Here is a 17800-nt window from a genome sequence, read left to right on the forward strand (position 1 = left end):
GAGGCTTTTTTCATGTTTATTAACTCAGGAGGCGTTGTGCTTTTTTGACAACCTGAGGGGATTGGTCATGTAAATAATGCGCAATCATTTCTTCCGTATTCGTATAGCTATCTAATACATCAAGCAACTGCAATTTATCTTTTGTATGCAAGTTGTTCATTTCTACAAATAGCACCTTGCTGTGAGCAAGAGATAAAAGATACCTTTCAAACACATCTTCATGGCTTGTTAAGCTGTATTCAATTAACCGTGCGATAGGGGTATTTTGTTCTAATAAATAATCTAATAGTAGTTGTTGCTGTTCATCTGAATATCCATCGTCATGGTCTTTTGCATAACTATTTGCGATGAATTCCACTCCAGAAATCGAATGGTGTATTAAAAATTGCACCAGACGATCGCGTTTTAAGGTATCCAATTTCCATATAACATCCTCGATCCCAGCGTAACCGCGATAATCAGAACCCGTGTTTAAGTCCTGATCGCAGTGTAAATGGTAATAGGCCTGCATATCTTCTAATGAGACGTCACCAGAAAGGTATGCCGTTAAGTGTTGATGGAAGGCATTGGCTTTTTCTTGGCGTGTTGTCTTGTCTAATCTTGCCTTCGATGGATCAATGCTGACATAAGAAAAACGCGTCAATACATCATCAATATCAGGCTGACAAAGGTCTGTGAACTCAGGGTATTTTTGTTGTACTCGATGATAAAACCCTAAGCGTGATTTTTGTTTTACACGTTGCAACCCAACTTCTAACTCTTGAGCCTTTCTCTTATTAATAGAGCCGAACATGGAATTATCATCACTATTTATCTCACTGTAGATGGATATCATGGATGGATCATAATCCTCTTCTGTCGGATTGACGGCTTGATAGGCTAATGATGCAGAAGCAGGGATGCCAATTTTTATTAAATGATCAAAAAAATCAATACGTTTTATGATGTCACCAAAATCCGCACTTGCATTTGGGGTTTCTGTTTTGATGATGTGATTTAACGTACGTTGTGGTGCGACTTCTACATAGAAATTGAGAAGTCTATTTACTAATATTTTGATTTTTAAAGGTATACGCTGTGATAAAAAATAAACAGCAATACACGCAGGTTGCCCTTTTCGAAATGAAAATAGTTTATAATAAGGTTGCTCCTGACTAATGAGACGATCTTCGTCTGCTTTTAGGTGTTGTTTGAGCAAGGTTGAAATCAATAACTGAGCGCTTTTTTCATTGCCATCTATTGGCGGTAATTCTGTAAAATGCTGGGTTATAAGTGCAACCTCTTCCTTAGAAAGCCCTTTTTTAATTTGATTTCCGTGATTGTCATAATTAGGAGATGAGGCAAGGTGACAGCGTTGAAAGAGCGCTCTTAACCAAGATGAGATGAACGATTCTGAGATAAAGTCGATCAAATATTGGGTTAACTCATCATATTGATTCGCATTAAAATCATTGCGAATTTGATGGGCAGCAAGAGCGTGGCACACCAAACTATCAGCGTTCCAGTCACACGCCATCACGGATGGGCGATCAAGCGAAACAAGACGATCAAAGGATCGTAAATGATTCGCTTCAACGTCGTGATTATAAATATCCTCAATTAACGCATTGAACATGTTGATTTGTTTACTACGAAGAATATCGAGATCGTTCTCGTCATTTTCTTCGAGATTTGTGTAGCGCAAATCAAAGGCTTCATGAGAGATGACATTGTACTCATCAACCAGCATGTCACGGGTATTATCGTGAAGTTCGTCGACATCCATTAGGCGTTGGAAAACGTCAAGAGTACGTAGCAGTAATGCTTTTGGATCGGAATGCGGCTCTTTCTCCAACACGTTAGAATCAAGACGTACAGTGAGCGATAGTGTTAATCCACCTTGAGAGTGGTGGGTGGTGTTGTCACTGCGTTCTGACTCATCGAATAAATCGATACAAAATTCCCCGAGGATGCGATGTAAGCGCTCATCAAATGCATCCATACTACCGAGATGCCAATCCGTTTGTTGTTTTAATGCAAGGTTTTTATCCTTGATGAGTTTGGCTATATCAACCGGTTCTATGTCGTTAAGTACATTAAGATTATTGCCATGTTGAATATAATCCCAAAGATCAGCACCATTATTGAAACCGTCAACAAAGAACGCTTTCATATCTTGGATTGCTTTTCCTTTCACATAGTGATCATTGTCATCATAAGCGCGATGGATCGCTTCTGACTGTTGGTTTTTTTCGGACATTACAATGAGAGGTGTGTAAACCATGGCATGTAGTCGAGCTTCTAGCGTATGGATTTCATTTTCTAATGTGCCATTAATAAACCACTCTTGCAGAGGAAGTTGGTCTTCATCCTCACTCTCATCCCACCGGATTTGCATCGTAAGGAAAAAAGGAGCGACAACTGAAATGTCTTTGTCCTCGTCCTCCTCTATTTTCGAGTAAGCCAATAACGGCATTTCCTTGAAGCGTTGAATTAATGCGTGCTGGAAATAATGATAATCATCAGGGTGTTGTTGTAGGTGTTTCGCAAGTGAAGGATGACTTTCACTATAAGGCATACCACAATCTATCTCTGCATAAAAAGCATAGCGTAATTCGGTAGAGTCACACCATACATAGGCGTTAATGGTGTCCTTTGTCCAACCAAGATGAGAGAGGAGAGAGGATAAGTAATCACCAGAGTGGATGACATGCTCAAAATCCCAATAAGGAATGTGCAATTGTGCGAGTAACCAAGAGCAATCAGGGTGAATACGAGCAAGAAGGTAGAGTGCTTCTAGCCCAAAAACATGCATGTCATCAACCCACATATCAGAAGTATCATTAACGCAACGAGCGTAATGAACCATGGCTTTAGCGGTCTCGATAATATCGTTTTTTAGTTCATTAAATTGTAGAGCATGGGCAAAAAATAAAACCTCAGAAACGTAGGAACCATCACCGAAAGAGAATACGTGTGATGAAGGCACATAACGCTCTTCATTGATCTGAAAGCATTCATCCAGAACGGGTCGGCATGACCCAGCATCGGCTAACTGTAATGGCTCAGGTAATTGATTGTCTTTAATTGATACAAATTCCACATTAAAAAAAGTAGAAAAGTCGGCATCTTTAAATGCTTCTTTTGTATACAGTAATTGTTGGTAACGGTGTAGTGCGGCGCGAATAGAGTGAGGGTTATTTAGCTCAACTTCAATGGTTATGTTCTTTGGAAAATATTCCATATTATTATCTCTTAGGCGTACTTTGATGAGTAATGAATCGTTTAGTGTGTAGCGACAGGATGGGTTGGATTGACAAAGAAACTCTGTTGCAATAAGCACTGCTCTCCATACCAACTACGAAAGCGCCAAACACCACGATAGCATTCTGCTGGCTCCATAACATAAAGCACAAAATTGGTTTTATTTGGCACCATTAAATCCGACCATTTGTCTGAAAAAATGCACTCACCAAATTCATTAAATACATCAACTTGATTGATGACATTTACGTTGTCAGTTGGATAATCGTCAGGATTCTTTACATGGTATGTAATGCCGAGATAATCATTGACGTTAACTTGTACGCCTTTTTTCTGTTCATTAGGGCGTTGTGATATGTTTTTAGCGCCATTAGGGAATACACCGTATCCGGTTACTGTTGACGGGTGAGCTGGCCAATCTACATTACGTAATGCGACTTGCCACTCAGCATTGGGTGAGTAAGCGAGAAAACGCGGGTTATTAAAATAGCATTGAGCATGTTCTAGTACTAATTGAGTGATCTGACTAAAAGCCAATGTTTGAGATGCTTCTTTATGAAAATCAAAAAACTGTACCGTATCGGATAACCAAATATTGCCAGATTTTAGGTGACTATCATCTTTTTCAAATAGCCTGTATGCCTGTTGAATTACCCATTCTCGTTCTGCTTTTTCTGCATCGCTAAATGATGTATTCGTATATCGAACCGTTTGATGTGCAAGTTGCTGAATATTGCGATCACTTAATGGAAATAAAACGTGTTGTTCTGTTGTGCATTCAAGAGGGTGAGCACTTATTGCTGTCTTAATATTATGGTGAATTAAGAGATCTTCTTTTAGTAAATTGCTAGCAAATTTAGGCTCATTTAACATGGTAATGGCCATATTGAGGCACTGTTGTTGAAGTTCGTTATAATTTCCTCTCCACTTCTCTTGGCTTTCATCATCCATCGTAGTGGGTTGTGGGCACAATAGGTCTAAAATAATTGATAATTGAGTCAACTCAGGGTGAGGCAAGGTATGACTTAGCGTCTCCATTTGACTCAAGGTATTCGAGATTGATGTTAATTGCTGCTTTAATTCATAAATTTTATCTTTAAGGTATTTTACTCTGCTCGCGCGGTTTGGTAAGTCGGAAAAGCGTTGGCAAGTGGCAACATAGCCTTGGCCTTGCGTGAACAGCTTGTCGACAAGAAACGCATGCATAAAATAAGGGACATGCGCACTTTTCGCATATTCATTACGATGAGTATGGTAATAAGTCGAGTTGTCTCCAATGGAGAGTTGTTGTTTTAGTAACTGTTTTATTTGATCTGGTAGTCCATCTGAATGATGGCTGATCATTAACAATAAGTAATGCCAGCAATCAATGGCTCCACGCCAATAGATGAGGGCTTTTTGAGTAATAAAGAACGTGTTATTAGTTACCGTTAGGGTTGTTAATGCTTTATATACTGAGGGAAACTGGTCGCTATTGCAGGTTATTAAGGCGTTAATAGCCGGTAAAAGCCACAAATGAAGATCGGCATCAGAAACGCTAGCTTGCTCCGTGTAAGCCTTCCTGCATAATATATTAATATAATCTTCGATTTGTTGGCGACCGAGTGGTGTCGTAATCAATAGAGTAAATGTTTCAGGACTTGGGATATTATGTATCGTTGAAGAGTGAGATATATTGTGAATCACATCAGCAAACAAAATGTTTATTGATGATGGTGTATCAGTAGCCATATATTTTCCTAGCATGTATCAACATGTTTATTTTTAAACAAAAAAAGCCTCTGTTTTCAGAGGCTTTTGATGTTAATCATTGATAATGAGTCTTGTAATAAAGATTATTCAATATTTTGAATTTGCTCACGCATTTGTTCGATCAGTACTTTTAACTCAACCCCCGATGCGGTGATGTCTGTGCTGATAGATTTAGACGCCAGCGTATTTGCTTCACGGTTAAATTCTTGCATCATAAAATCAAGTTTACGGCCGCAAGCACCGCCTTTCTTCATTACATTAGTGGTTTCTTTTACGTGTGAATCTAAACGGTCTAGCTCTTCAGCTACGTCAGATTTTTGAGCAAGAAGGATAAGCTCTTGTTCAACACGAGAAGAATCTAATTCAATTTTCGCATCTTCAAATTTAGTTAGAAGACGGTTACGTTGCCATTCTAAAATCTCAGGCATGCGAGCTCGAACTTTCGCGGCTTCTTCAGTGATCGCATCTAAACGTTGGACGATCAGTGCTTTCATGTTTTCGCCTTCGCTTGCACGCGCTTCAACGAAATCATTTACAGCCAGTTCAAATTCAGCCAATAGTTCTTTATTGATTGAATCGAAATCTTGCTCAGGCACTTCCATCACTCCTTGCCATTGCAGAACTTGGAAAGGGTTAATGCCGCCTTCGCCAGATTCTGTTTTTACCCACTGCGCCGCTTTAATTACTTGGCGAGCTAAATCTTCATTAATTTTTAGTTCGCTGCTTGCTGCGTTGTTTGATTCAAAACGTAGGTGGCATTCAACTTTACCGCGAGCAAGACGCTTACGGAAACGCTCACGAAGAACAGGTTCTAAACCACGGAACTGTTCTGGCATACGGAAATAGGTTTCTAAATAGCGTTGGTTTACTGAGCGGATCTCCCACACAGCAGTTCCCCAATCGCCTTTTACTTCGCGGCGTGCATAAGCCGTCATACTGTAGATCATGTAAGCGTCCTCAAATCATCAATAGGAAGGATGATGAATAAAATATCGCGATACTATAACAGATAAGCGCAATAGTGAGTAACTAGAGAAACGGGAGCTATGCTTTATTATACGAGTTCGGTATAATCGCCGACAATTTGTCATAATCAAGGTATCTGCCATGCGTCCTAGCGGAAGAACAGCTCAGCAAGTCCGTCCAATTACACTTACTCGTAACTTTACTGCACACGCAGAAGGTTCAGTATTAGTTGAATTTGGTAATACGAAAGTAATTTGTACTGCAAGTGTTGAAGAAAATGTTCCTCGCTGGTTAAAAGGTAAAGGTAAAGGCTGGGTAACGGCTGAATACGGCATGCTACCTCGCGCAACACACACTCGTAACCGTCGTGAAGCGGCAAGTGGTAAGCAAGGTGGTCGTACGATGGAAATCCAACGTTTGATCGCTCGTAGCCTACGTGCAGCCGTTGACCTAGAAGCACTAGGTGAGCAAATGATCACTGTTGACTGTGACGTTATTCAAGCTGACGGTGGTACTCGTACTGCCTCTATCACAGGCGCAAGTGTTGCATTAGCAGATGCTATCAATCACATGATTGCATCGGGTAAGTTAAAGACGAATCCAATGAAAGGCCATGTTGCTGCGGTTTCTGTAGGTATTTATAACGGCGAAGCGATTTGTGACCTTGAGTATTTAGAAGACTCAGCAGCCGATACTGATATGAACGTCGTAATGATGGAAGATGGTAAAATGATTGAGGTGCAGGGCACGGCAGAAGAAGCGCCGTTCTCTCACCAAGAATTGTTAGACATGCTGGCTCTGGCGCAACAGGGCATCAATGATATTATTGAGAAGCAGAAAGCGGCGTTGGCCGAATAATTGATTTTTAATGGCTCCTGATTCAGGGGCTATTTTTTTATGTATAAATAAAGAAGAGCCAGAAACTATACGCTACGCTAGCTAGAAACTATAAGAGCAAAGCACTGCGTTATATGAGTGCTGATGTTTAAGACTTCAATGTTCGCTCTTATAGTCTCTAGTGCGAAGCAATATAGTTAGCGTAGCGTATAGTTTTTTATTTTAAATATCACAATACCAAAAAAGAGAGAATGAAAATGAAAGCATACCAGCGTGAGTTTATTGAATTTGCCCTTGAGAAAGAAGTACTAAAATTTGGTGAGTTTACTTTAAAGTCAGGCCGCACAAGCCCATATTTTTTCAACGCTGGCTTATTTAATACTGGTCGTGATCTAGCGCGTTTAGGTCGTTTTTACGCGGCAGCATTGGCTGATTCAGGTATTGATTACGATGTATTATTCGGCCCAGCGTATAAAGGTATCCCAATCGCTACAACCACAGCAGTAGCGTTAGCAGATCACCATGACACAGATAAGCCATACTGCTTTAATCGTAAAGAAGCAAAAGATCACGGTGAAGGTGGCAACCTAGTCGGCAGCGCTCTTGAAGGTCGTATCATGCTAGTGGATGACGTGATTACGGCTGGTACCGCAATCCGTGAATCAATGGAAATCATCCAAGCAAATGGTGCTGATCTGGCTGGCGTTCTTGTTGCGATTGATCGTCAAGAAAAAGGCAAAGGTGAGTTATCTGCGATTCAAGAAGTTGAACGTGATTTTGGTTGTTCAATTATCTCAATCGTAAGCTTAACTGACTTGATCTCATTCTTAGAAGAGAAAGGCGGTAACGCTGAGCAACTTGAAGCGGTAAAAGCGTACCGTGCAGAGTTTGGTATCTAATTTAAAACACCAAACATAAGGCACTAATAGCGCCTTTTCAATAAAGAACGATAAGTGGTTGGCTTCGGCTCAGCCACTTTTTTTATTTCAGGATTTGGTGTTTGTGGTGGTGTCATATCAACATCTAGCCACTGTTTCATGTTTTGCCATAGTGGTTTATCTAAATCAGGGTGATGAATCAAAAAACTGTTCTTTTCAGAAAACATATTTTGATATGCCTGACTTTCTGACATGGTTCCTAATAACGGGTATTTCATGTGTTGTAGTACTTTATGAACGAACTCGGTGCCTTGTTTGCTTTCTTTACAACGAGTGATCACAAACGCAAGCTCCACTTTGTTTTGTTTAAAAGCTGGTGATTTAATTAAGTCTTTAATAAACCCCAGCATAGAGTGGACATCAATGGGTGAGGGTTGTACCGGAAAGACAATTTTATCCACCATTGAAATGTATTTCTCCATCTCAAATTGACTAAAGTTAGAAGGCGAATCAATTACCGTAATTCGAGTATCTGCTTCTAATCGCAAAGCTAAAGAAAAAGGTACATTAGAAGAAGGCAAAAATTTGGTTGTTCTAACCCCATCGTTTTTGCTTCCCCAAAAGTGACTAGTACCCTGAGGGTCGAGATCGATAATTTCAGTTTTCACATTTTGATGAGCGTAGAAAGATGCCATTGCAATCGCAAAGGTTGATTTCCCAGCACCACCTTTACGGTTGATAACCAGAACCTTTTTGCATTGTGCTCGTTTATATCCGACTAACATATTTACTCACTAATCTATCATGCTCATGCTTTTATTAACTAAATAGTCAATATGACATGTAAAGCTACCTTAATACTTTATTTTATACGTAAAATTTGAAGCTGTTACATAAAAAGTAACAATTTCACCTCTCATTTTTTATGAAATAGCACTTCTATTGCTTAAAGTTACGAGTAAACTGAAATAAGACATATATTGAGGTTAAGCCCATGCAAGAAAACCATAAGATTTTAGTCGTTGATGATGACGCTCGCCTTCGTTCTTTATTGGAGCGTTATTTATCAGAGCAAGGCTTTCAAGTACGTAGCGTAGCCAATAGTGAACAAATGGATCGCTTATTGGCTCGTGAAACATTCCACCTAATGGTATTGGACTTAATGTTGCCAGGTGAAGATGGCCTATCTATTTGCCGTCGTTTACGCAGCGCGAATAATATGTTGCCGATTTTAATGTTGACGGCAAAAGGCGATGAAATCGATCGTATCGTTGGTTTAGAAGTGGGTGCAGATGATTACCTGCCAAAACCATTTAATCCACGTGAACTATTAGCGCGCATTCGTGCGGTTCTGCGTCGTCAAGTAATTGAAGCGCCAGGTGCGCCAAGCGCAGAAGACAAAATGGTTGAGTTTGGTGAGTTCCGTCTAAACTTAGGTACGCGTGAGATGTTCCGCAACGAAGAGCCGATGCCATTAACATCAGGCGAATTTGCAGTACTTAAATCACTTGTGACGAACATGCGTGAGCCAATGTCGCGTGATAAGTTGATGAACATGGCGCGTGGTCGTGAATATTCAGCAATGGAACGTTCTATTGATGTTCAAATTTCTCGTCTTCGTCGCATGATTGAGGAAGATCCAAGTCGCCCCCGTTATATCCAAACGGTGTGGGGATTAGGTTATGTATTTGTTCCTGATGGGGCAGAAGCGTAAGAGATTATTGCGTACTAGAAACGATACGCTTCGCTAACTAGAAACTATAAGAGCATATATAACTGATATGGTGATAAATACACGTACTATTAGTGTTTCTTGCTCTTATAGGAGCGAAGCGATCTAGCAAGCGCAGCGTATAGTTTCTAGTTATCTTCAAATTTATCGTCAATTAGAGAAGATCATGAAAAGTACCTTCGCCAGAACTCTTTTACTCCTTGCATCCCTTCTTATCGCTAGTCAGGTATTCTCTTATCTCGCTGTATTTAATTACGCTTTACTACCTAGTTTGCAGCAGTTCAACCGCATTTTGGCTTATGAAGTGCGTTTAATGTTGGCTGAAGATGTCACATTGAAAAATGGAACAAATATTCAACTAGACCAACCATTACGCCGTCAATTACTAGAGCAGCTTGGTGTCAGTATTCATGATGAGCATGATCCTGAAATGAGAGAATATTATCAAGCAAGCCCAGTTGAATTTTTAAGTGAAGAGATGACTCAGGAGCTAGAGTCCCCAACAGAAGTACGTTTGATACTAGGGGCTGAAAGCTATGTTCTCTGGATGAAAACAGAAGCAATGCCAGAGTTTTATATGCGAATACCGCTTTCGGAGTTACAAGAAGAAGACTTTGCACCGTTATTCAGAAATAGTCTATTTATCGCCTTATTAGTAATTTTGGGTGGGTGGGCATTTATTAAAATTCAAAATCGGCCATTAATGGCTCTGCAAACCGCTGCTCGTAAAGTAGGTAAAGGTGAGATCCCAGAACCATTACCAGAAAAGGGAGCATCAGAAATTCAAGCGGTAACTCGTGCTTTTAACCAAATGTCAAAAGGGATCCAGCAGCTGGAGCAAGACAGAGCATTATTAATGGCGGGGGTGAGCCATGATATTCGTACCCCATTAACACGCATTCGTTTAGCAACCGAAATGATGTCACCTCAAGATGATTACTTAGCTGAAAGTATGATTAAAGATACCGAAGAGTGTAATGAGATCATTGGGCAGTTTATGGATTATCTTAAGCCAGTAGCAAAGCAAGATTTTGTTGATGTTGACTTGAATACCATAGTGAATGAAGTGATTTTGGCCGAAGGGGGCTATGAGCGTGAAATTAAAACCAATCTAGTTGAGATCCCTAAATCTCTTCACGGTAATGCGATAGCCATTAAACGAGTAGTGACTAATTTAGTGGTGAATGCGATCCGTTATGGTGGCGATTGGATTTCGGTATCGACTCGTGTTTCTGCTGATCATAAAACCGCTTGGGTGATTATTGAAGATAACGGCTCGGGTATTGATGAAGCCCAACTAGAGTCGGTATTTGAACCATTTACTCGTGGTGATACAGCGCGAGGCAGTGAGGGAACTGGTTTGGGTTTGGCGATTGTTAAGCGAATTGTCGGTCAACACCAAGGTGCGGTAAGTTTATCGAACCGTCGAGAAGGTGGCTTGAAAGTGCAGGTTGAATTACCGCTGGGGTAGAGCAGTGACGAGGAAGATCGAAAGCAAGTAAAAACAAAAAAGACCGCAGACGATAATCATCTGCGGTCTTTTTTGTTTTTACTCGCTTTTAGATCTTAGCTTCTTCTTTTTCTTCTTCAAACACTTCATTACTTGGAAGGATAATATTAAGAAGAATCGCCGTCACACCACCTGCAGTTACACCTGATGAGAAGATGTTTTTAATCATCTCAGGCATGAACTGAAGGATCTCAGGTTTTTGCGCTAAACCAAGACCCATAGAGAAAGACATTGCCATGATTAGGATTGCACGACGGTCTAGCTCAACACGAGAGATAATACGCACACCCGCCGCAGCAATAGTACCGAACATCACAATCGTCGCACCACCAAGTACTGGCTCAGGAATGATTTGCACCATGCTTGCAACACCAGGGAATAGGCCAAGAATAACCAACATACCCGCAATAAAATAACCAACGTAACGGCTTGCAACGCCCGTTAATAAAATCACGCCGTTGTTTTGGCTGAAGGTTGAGTTAGGAAAACTGTTAAACACGGCAGCAATAGCAGAGTTAAGGCCATCAGCTAATACGCCACCTTTGATACGTTTGATGTATACAGGACCTTTTACTGGTTGGCCTGATACTTCAGACGTTGCAGTAATATCGCCAATCGCTTCTAGCGCGGTAATTAAGAAGATCAGAACCAGAGGAATAAACAGAGACCAATCAAAGCTTAAGCCATATTGCATTGGAATTGGCAGCGCGATAAGTTCAGCGTCGTGAGCCATATCGGTATTAAGCATACCCATTGCCCATGCTGCAATGGTACCTACCGTCATTGCAATCACGATAGATGCCATACGTAGGTAAGGATTCGTTGAGCGGTTTAGAACCACAATGATAAGTAGAACCGTACCAGCAAGGGCAAGTTTATCAAGGCTACCAAATGTACCTTCACCCATTGCAGAGTAACCGCCACCCATAGAAACTAGGCCGACTTGAATAAGTGTTAAACCAATTAATGTCACAACGATACCAGATACTAATGGCGTTATAATTTTTTGTGCGTACTCAAGAACACGAGAAAGAAAAATTTCAGCAGTCGAAGCCACTAAGATAGTGCCGAAAATCGCAGCCATCATAGTCGGAACATCAGCACCACCAGCTTTAAGCGCCAGACCTGCACCAATGATTGGGCCTAAGAAGTTGAAGCTAGTACCTTGAACAGAAAGAAGGCCAGAGCCAATTGGACCAAAGGTTTTAATTTGAATAAAAGAAGAAATACCAGAAGCAAACAGAGACATACTAATGATGGTATTGGTTTCTGCTGCTGGGACACCAAGCGTCTGACAGATGATCAGAGATGGAGTAATAATCGCGACGAACATTGCCAATAAATGCTGAAGTGCAGCAAATAAAGTTTGCGGTAGCGGTGGACGCTCATCTAATTGATAAATCAGTTCAGATGGTTTTGTGGTGTTGTTTTTAACGGTCATGGCCGATATTCCTAATAGTATAACGTTGTCTTCAAAGCTCGCTGAATGGGAGTTTGAAGTGAGTAGGCGTCAATCTGTGATTGCTGTTAATCAGAACCTATCTCTATTGGGGTTGGTTGATTAAAATGAGTTGTTAATCAATTGGGACGGTATTCTATAGATAAATAAATGAAAAGCAATCGTTTGCTAAAGTTTTTAAGAGCAGAGCTCAGATCGGTCGCAAGCTCCCTTGCAGAATTCAGAGGAGATCGTTGTGATTGCAGTGGATGAGGAAACTAGAAGCTATACGCTGCGCTAACTAGACCGCTTCGCTTCTATAAGAGCAAAGCGAGGGTTCAGGACTCAGGAAGATCAAAAGCGAGCACCCCTGAATCCTGCAAGCAAAGCGTCCTGAAACCTAAAATATCACCACCAGTCATACCGGCTTCTATAGTCTCTAGTTAGCGCAGCGTATAGTCCCTAGCCCCTAACTCCGCCCTGTTCGACAAATCGTATAAACATCAATTCTCTCAACCCCCGCTTTTCTCAACTCTACACACAGCAGATCAATCGTAGCTCCTGTTGTTACCACATCATCAACAATAGCGACATGCTTTTCAGTAATCGGTTTAGCCACTTTAAATGCACCCAGCAGGTTGGTTTGTCGAAACGATCTTGAGAGTCCTTGTTGGGGCCGAGTTGCCTTAATGCGTTTTAGTATTTTGTTGTCACAGTGAGAAGTCATGTCGTTCAAGTTAAACTGTTGTGCAAGAGTCCAACCAAGATGGTCACTTTGATTATAAGAGCGCCACCAAAAACGCTTCCAATGTAGGGGAACTGGGAGAATAAGCGGAGCAGGATCAGAGATCTGTTTACTCAGTAGTACCCCTAAATCTTGAGCTAACCAAAAATGTTGAGCGTATTTAAGGCGACCAACGTACTCACGTAAAGGATCAGTATAATCACTAATACAAAACAAGCGATCCCATTGTGGTGGATGGGTTAAGCACTCACCGCACACCTCTGTGTCATGTTCGGTTTGCAAGCCACATTGTCGACAACGGGGAACTTTAGGAATTAAGGCGATACACTTTTGACACCAAATTGTTTCTGAAGCAGGCATAGCCAAACGGCAATAGTCGCAATGACTCGTGCCTAATTTTTGCATTGACCTTCGAAGTAACCTGATGAACACTTAACCATCCATTATTTTTGAACACGAATAGGCAGTGTAGATGACAAGTTCTCTTTATTGGCAAACGGAAGGCGAAGGTTCCGATCTGGTTCTCATTCACGGATGGGGAATGAACGGAGCGGTATGGCAACCTACGGTAGAGAAATTGCGCTCGCAATATCGAGTTCATACAGTAGATTTATCAGGTTATGGGCACAGTGCCGAGCTTGGCAGTGCTGATTTTGATGAGATGGTGGAACAAGTATTAACTCAAGCACCAAAAAAAGCCGCGTGGCTTGGATGGTCTCTTGGTGGTTTAATTGCAACTCAAGCGGCGTTAACGGCACCTGATCGAGTAAGCCAATTAATTACCGTAGCAAGCTCGCCACGATTCTCTGCTGAAAAAGGATGGAGAGGAATTAAACCTGTGGTGTTATCTCAGTTTACAGAGCAGCTTAAAGATGACTTTACTCTAACGGTTGAGCGCTTTATGGCATTGCAAGCGATGGGAAGTCCAAATGCTAAACAAGACATAAAACAGATAAAACGTGCGGTGTTTTCAAGACCATCACCAAATCAAGTGGCTTTAGCTACAGGTTTGGCGATTTTGGCCGATATAGATCTAAGAGAACGTCTATCTCAATTAACGATGCCAGTATGTCGAATGTACGGTCGTTTAGATGGTTTAGTACCCATTAAAGTTGCTCAAGATATGGATACCTTGCTCCCTAATTCAAGTAAGGTGGTATTTGAGCAAGCCTCACACGCACCATTTATTTCGCACAGTGATGAGTTTATCGCTGAGCTGCGCTATTTTTTACAGCAACAATAGCGATATGATTTTTATACCAATGTAACTAATTAAATGATCAGATAATTAATGGAATTGGTATCAGTTTATTACGCCTAGTTTTTCGATAAGGAAACGTTTTATGAACTTTTCAACTAACAGTATTAGCGTGCCGCTTATTGCACCTTCTGTTAATTTGCCAACAGAACAAGTAGCACGTGAAAATCGTGTTAAAAAGCCTGTTGTAGCAACGACAAAGATGAGTGAGACGACGTCTGAAAAAGCGATTAAAGGCGACGATAAACAACATAAGCGTGATGCGTGGGAACCATCAGACCACCCCGGTTATGATGTGCTTGAAGAGAAAGAAAAAAAACCTCATATCGGCACCTTGTATGATGTCGATGATGATTTAGCAAAACTTGCTCGATTGTTGTCGTTAGATACGTATGCGCAAGGTGAGGGTACGGGGTACACCATGCGTTTCAATCTACCTAAAGAACTATTAGATAAATTGGCTGAGATGGGGAGAATGGTTCGCAGACGCAGTGTGATCAGTTTTCATTATGATAAAGCGGTAGTGCCGAATAACCCGTCGGATATATTGGCAGTGCTTTAAGAGCAGAGTTCAGTTCGGTCGCAAGCTCCCTTGCAGATTTCAGAAGTGATCGTTGTGATTACAGCGATCATCATACTGTTCCCTCCTCTTAATAAGGGGAGGGTTAGGGAGGGGTTGTTGCGATACCGGTCGAATTGAATACAAATCTACCTTGATCATACGCTGTTAGTTCTTGACCCCCTCCCAGCCTCCCCCTTACTAAGGGGGAGGAGCTAAAAGCTAAAAGCTAAAAGCTAAAAGCAAGTGCCTCTGAATTCTGCAAGCGTAGCGATCTGAACTCTAGATCTTGCTCTTCTCAAGCGTAGCGTCTCAAGGATGAAGTCCGCCTTAAGCGCAGCGCCCTTCAGCAACTTGTTGCGTCCTGCTCTTACTTCTTCGCCTTCGCAAACGCCGCTGCAAACGCACCGCCCATCGCAGCATTACCAACATCATTGCTTTGACGCTGCTGTCTTGCCGAAGATGAAGGTCTTGCAGCATGAGAACGTTCATTACGTTGCGGTGTTTTATTTGACTGACATTGAGGGCGGTTATCTTCACCTGGCTGATCATTCAAGCGCATAGAAAGGGCAATACGCTTACGTTGCACATCTATTTCCATAACCTTCACTTTAACGATATCGCCAGCTTTAACCACTTCACGCGGGTCAGAAATAAAAGTATCGCTCAGTGCAGAGATATGAACTAAACCATCTTGATGAACACCAATATCAACAAAGGCACCAAAGTTGGCTACGTTAGACACCACACCTTCTAGAACCATACCTAGCTCAAGATCCGACACCGTATTTACGCCATCTGCAAAGGTTGCCGTTTTAAACTCAGGACGCGGATCTCGGCCTGGCTTGTCAAGCTCAGAGATAATGTCCGTTACCGTTGGTAAACCAAAATCCGCACTAATGTAATCGTTAGCAGCAACTGAGCGTAAGAATTCAGTGTTACCAATAATCGCATCAATCGCTTTACCGTTTTTCTCTGCAATTGATTTTACAACAGGGTAAGCTTCAGGGTGAACGGCTGATGCATCCAGTGGATTTTTACCATTCATTACACGTAAGAAGCCAGCACACTGTTCAAACGCTTTAGGCCCTAAACGAGCGACTTTTTTCAGTGTTGTACGATTTTCAAAACGGCCATTTTCATCGCGGTAATCAACAATATTTTGTGCGATCGTCGTTGATAAGCCAGCAACTCGCGTTAATAATGCAGAAGACGCCGTATTTACATCAACACCTACGGCATTTACACAGTCTTCAATAACCGCATCTAATTTTTTCGCTAGTTGGCTTTGGCTAACATCGTGTTGATATTGACCAACACCAATCGCTTTAGGATCGATTTTTACTAGCTCTGCCAGTGGATCTTGCAAGCGACGAGCGATAGATACCGCGCCACGGATCGATACATCTAAATCTGGGAACTCTTTTGCTGCCAATTCAGAAGCAGAATAGACAGATGCACCTGCTTCACTTACGATGATTTTCGCCGTTGATAGGCCTGCATCTTTAAGTAGGTTACCAACAAACGCATCGGTTTCACGTGAAGCGGTACCATTACCAATCGCAATCAAATCCACGTTATGTTTTTTAATTAACGTTTCAATTGTGTGTGCAGATTTAGCTATTTGGTTGTGAGGTTGGTTAGGGTAGATAGTATCTGTTGCTAATACCTTACCTGTTGCATCTACAACGGCAACTTTAGTACCAGTACGTAAACCCGGATCTAAACCTAATGTGGTTTTAAGACCAGCAGGTGCCGCCATTAATAAGTCTTTAAGGTTAGTAGCAAAAACATCAATCGCTTCGTTTTCAGAACGCTCTTTTAATGCGCCCATTAACTCGGTTTCCATGTGCATTAAAATCTTAATGCGCCATGCCCAGCTGATCACTTGCTTACGCCACAAATCGGCAGGTTGAGAACCTAGGGTAATACCATAATGATTAGCGATGATGATTTCACAGTAAGAGCCTCGAACGCCTTCTTCTTGATTTGGGTCAGCGTTAATTGATAGCTGTAAGAAACCTTCGTTACGGCCACGAAGCATTGCAAGTGCACGGTGAGAAGGAACACGTGTTAGCTTTTCATTATGCTCAAAGTAATCTTTAAACTTTTCACCAGCGTGCTCTTGGCCATCGACCATTTTAGAGCTTAATTCCGCATTTGTGGTTAAGTAGTTACGTACTTTTTCAAGAAGGTTTGCATCTTCAGCCATACGCTCCATCAAGATGGCACGAGCACCATCCAATACCGCTTTGGTATCTGCAAATCCGTTATCGGCATCAATGTACGATTGAGCGACATCTTCTGGATTATTTTCAGGCTGTGTCCACAGTAAATCTGCTAGCGGTTCAATACCGGCTTCAATGGCGATTTGACCTTTAGTTCGGCGCTTACGTTTGAAAGGTAAGTACAAGTCTTCAAGACGGGTTTTACTGTCGGCATCTAAAATCTCACGCTCTAATTCAGGCGTCAGTTTGTCTTGTTCTTTGATCGATTTTAAAATTGATTGACGACGATCATCTAATTCACGCAAGTAAGTTAAACGCGTATCAAGGGTACGAAGTTGAGTATCATCCAAGCCTTCAGTGACTTCTTTACGGTAACGCGCAATAAATGGAATGGTGCTGCCTTCGTCAATCAATTGAACGGCTGCTGCAACTTGTTGAGGGCGAACGTTAAGTTCTTTGGCAATTATATTTATTATCATTTTTGATTCTTTTTAATTAATTAAAAGCGTGTGATTAGGCTGTTTGTTTTAACTAGGTTTCAGGTCTCAAGAGATACAGAGTTCAGATCGCTTCGCTGGCAGAATTCAGAGGTGATCGCTTTAAATTCAACGATTACTTCTGAACTCTGCAAGGGAGCTTGCGACCGATCTGAAT

General features: G+C 41.5%; 13 protein-coding genes. 6 read left to right on the plus strand and 7 right to left on the minus strand.

The annotated features are described in order from the left end of the window. Positions 1–19: 19 nt before the first annotated feature. The 3 genes from PVK71_RS06355 to PVK71_RS06365 form a co-directional block, all read right to left on the minus strand. Positions 20–3223 (minus strand): hypothetical protein, encoded by a 3204-nt coding sequence (locus PVK71_RS06355; protein ID WP_274421776.1) that lies wholly within the window; start codon positions 3221–3223, stop codon positions 20–22. Between the two features lie 41 nt (positions 3224–3264). Then, entirely contained in the window at positions 3265–4974 is a 1710-nt protein-coding gene (locus tag PVK71_RS06360; protein WP_274419054.1) for a hypothetical protein, read from the minus strand. A 104-nt stretch (positions 4975–5078) separates the two neighbouring features. Continuing rightward, entirely contained in the window at positions 5079–5942 is an 864-nt protein-coding gene (locus PVK71_RS06365; protein ID WP_274419055.1) for a YicC/YloC family endoribonuclease, read from the minus strand. 160 nt (positions 5943–6102) lie between these two features. Here PVK71_RS06365 and rph point away from each other — a divergent pair, with 160 nt between their 5' ends. Both rph and pyrE read left to right on the plus strand, forming a co-directional pair. Next, on the plus strand, positions 6103–6819 hold the full coding sequence (rph, locus tag PVK71_RS06370) for a ribonuclease PH (protein ID WP_061004968.1): 717 nt from the start codon (positions 6103–6105) through the stop codon (positions 6817–6819). A gap of 236 nt (positions 6820–7055) precedes the next feature. Then, positions 7056–7697: an orotate phosphoribosyltransferase gene (gene pyrE, locus PVK71_RS06375; protein ID WP_130045090.1), complete on the plus strand. Its 642-nt coding sequence runs from the start codon at positions 7056–7058 to the stop codon at positions 7695–7697. A gap of 23 nt (positions 7698–7720) precedes the next feature. On the opposite strand, the gene PVK71_RS06380 is transcribed toward pyrE, so the two are convergent. Continuing rightward, positions 7721–8461, minus strand: a complete 741-nt coding sequence (locus PVK71_RS06380; protein ID WP_274419057.1) for a ParA family protein — start codon at positions 8459–8461, stop codon at positions 7721–7723. A gap of 209 nt (positions 8462–8670) precedes the next feature. On the opposite strand from PVK71_RS06380, the gene ompR reads away from it, so the two are divergent. Continuing rightward, the gene (gene ompR / locus PVK71_RS06385; protein WP_130047964.1) at positions 8671–9390 is read left to right on the plus strand and encodes an osmolarity response regulator transcription factor OmpR; all 720 of its coding nucleotides are present in this window, start codon (positions 8671–8673) and stop codon (positions 9388–9390) included. A 184-nt stretch (positions 9391–9574) separates the two neighbouring features. Then, positions 9575–10879, plus strand: coding sequence for a two-component system sensor histidine kinase EnvZ (gene envZ, locus PVK71_RS06390; RefSeq protein ID WP_274419059.1), 1305 nt, complete (start codon positions 9575–9577; stop codon positions 10877–10879). An 88-nt stretch (positions 10880–10967) separates the two neighbouring features. Here envZ and PVK71_RS06395 read toward each other — a convergent pair whose 3' ends face one another. Together PVK71_RS06395 and PVK71_RS06400 are read right to left on the minus strand one after the other, a co-directional pair. Continuing rightward, positions 10968–12359, minus strand: a complete 1392-nt coding sequence (locus PVK71_RS06395) for a uracil-xanthine permease family protein (RefSeq protein WP_274419060.1) — start codon at positions 12357–12359, stop codon at positions 10968–10970. Positions 12360–12825: 466 nt separating this feature from the next. After that, a complete protein-coding gene (locus PVK71_RS06400) occupies positions 12826–13506 on the minus strand; it encodes a ComF family protein (protein ID WP_274419061.1) in 681 nt (226 codons plus the stop codon). Between the two features lie 67 nt (positions 13507–13573). On the opposite strand from PVK71_RS06400, the gene bioH reads away from it, so the two are divergent. Both bioH and PVK71_RS06410 read left to right on the plus strand, forming a co-directional pair. Continuing rightward, positions 13574–14344: a pimeloyl-ACP methyl ester esterase BioH gene (gene bioH / locus PVK71_RS06405; RefSeq protein WP_274419062.1), complete on the plus strand. Its 771-nt coding sequence runs from the start codon at positions 13574–13576 to the stop codon at positions 14342–14344. Between the two features lie 100 nt (positions 14345–14444). Then, on the plus strand, positions 14445–14921 hold the full coding sequence (locus tag PVK71_RS06410) for an ATP-dependent Lon protease (protein WP_274419063.1): 477 nt from the start codon (positions 14445–14447) through the stop codon (positions 14919–14921). Positions 14922–15288: 367 nt separating this feature from the next. Here PVK71_RS06410 and PVK71_RS06415 read toward each other — a convergent pair whose 3' ends face one another. Continuing rightward, entirely contained in the window at positions 15289–17625 is a 2337-nt protein-coding gene (locus PVK71_RS06415) for a Tex family protein (protein ID WP_274419064.1), read from the minus strand. Positions 17626–17800: the final 175 nt, after the last annotated feature.

The organism is Aliivibrio sp. S4MY1 (assembly GCF_028765545.1).
Taxonomy (GTDB): domain Bacteria; phylum Pseudomonadota; class Gammaproteobacteria; order Enterobacterales; family Vibrionaceae; genus Aliivibrio.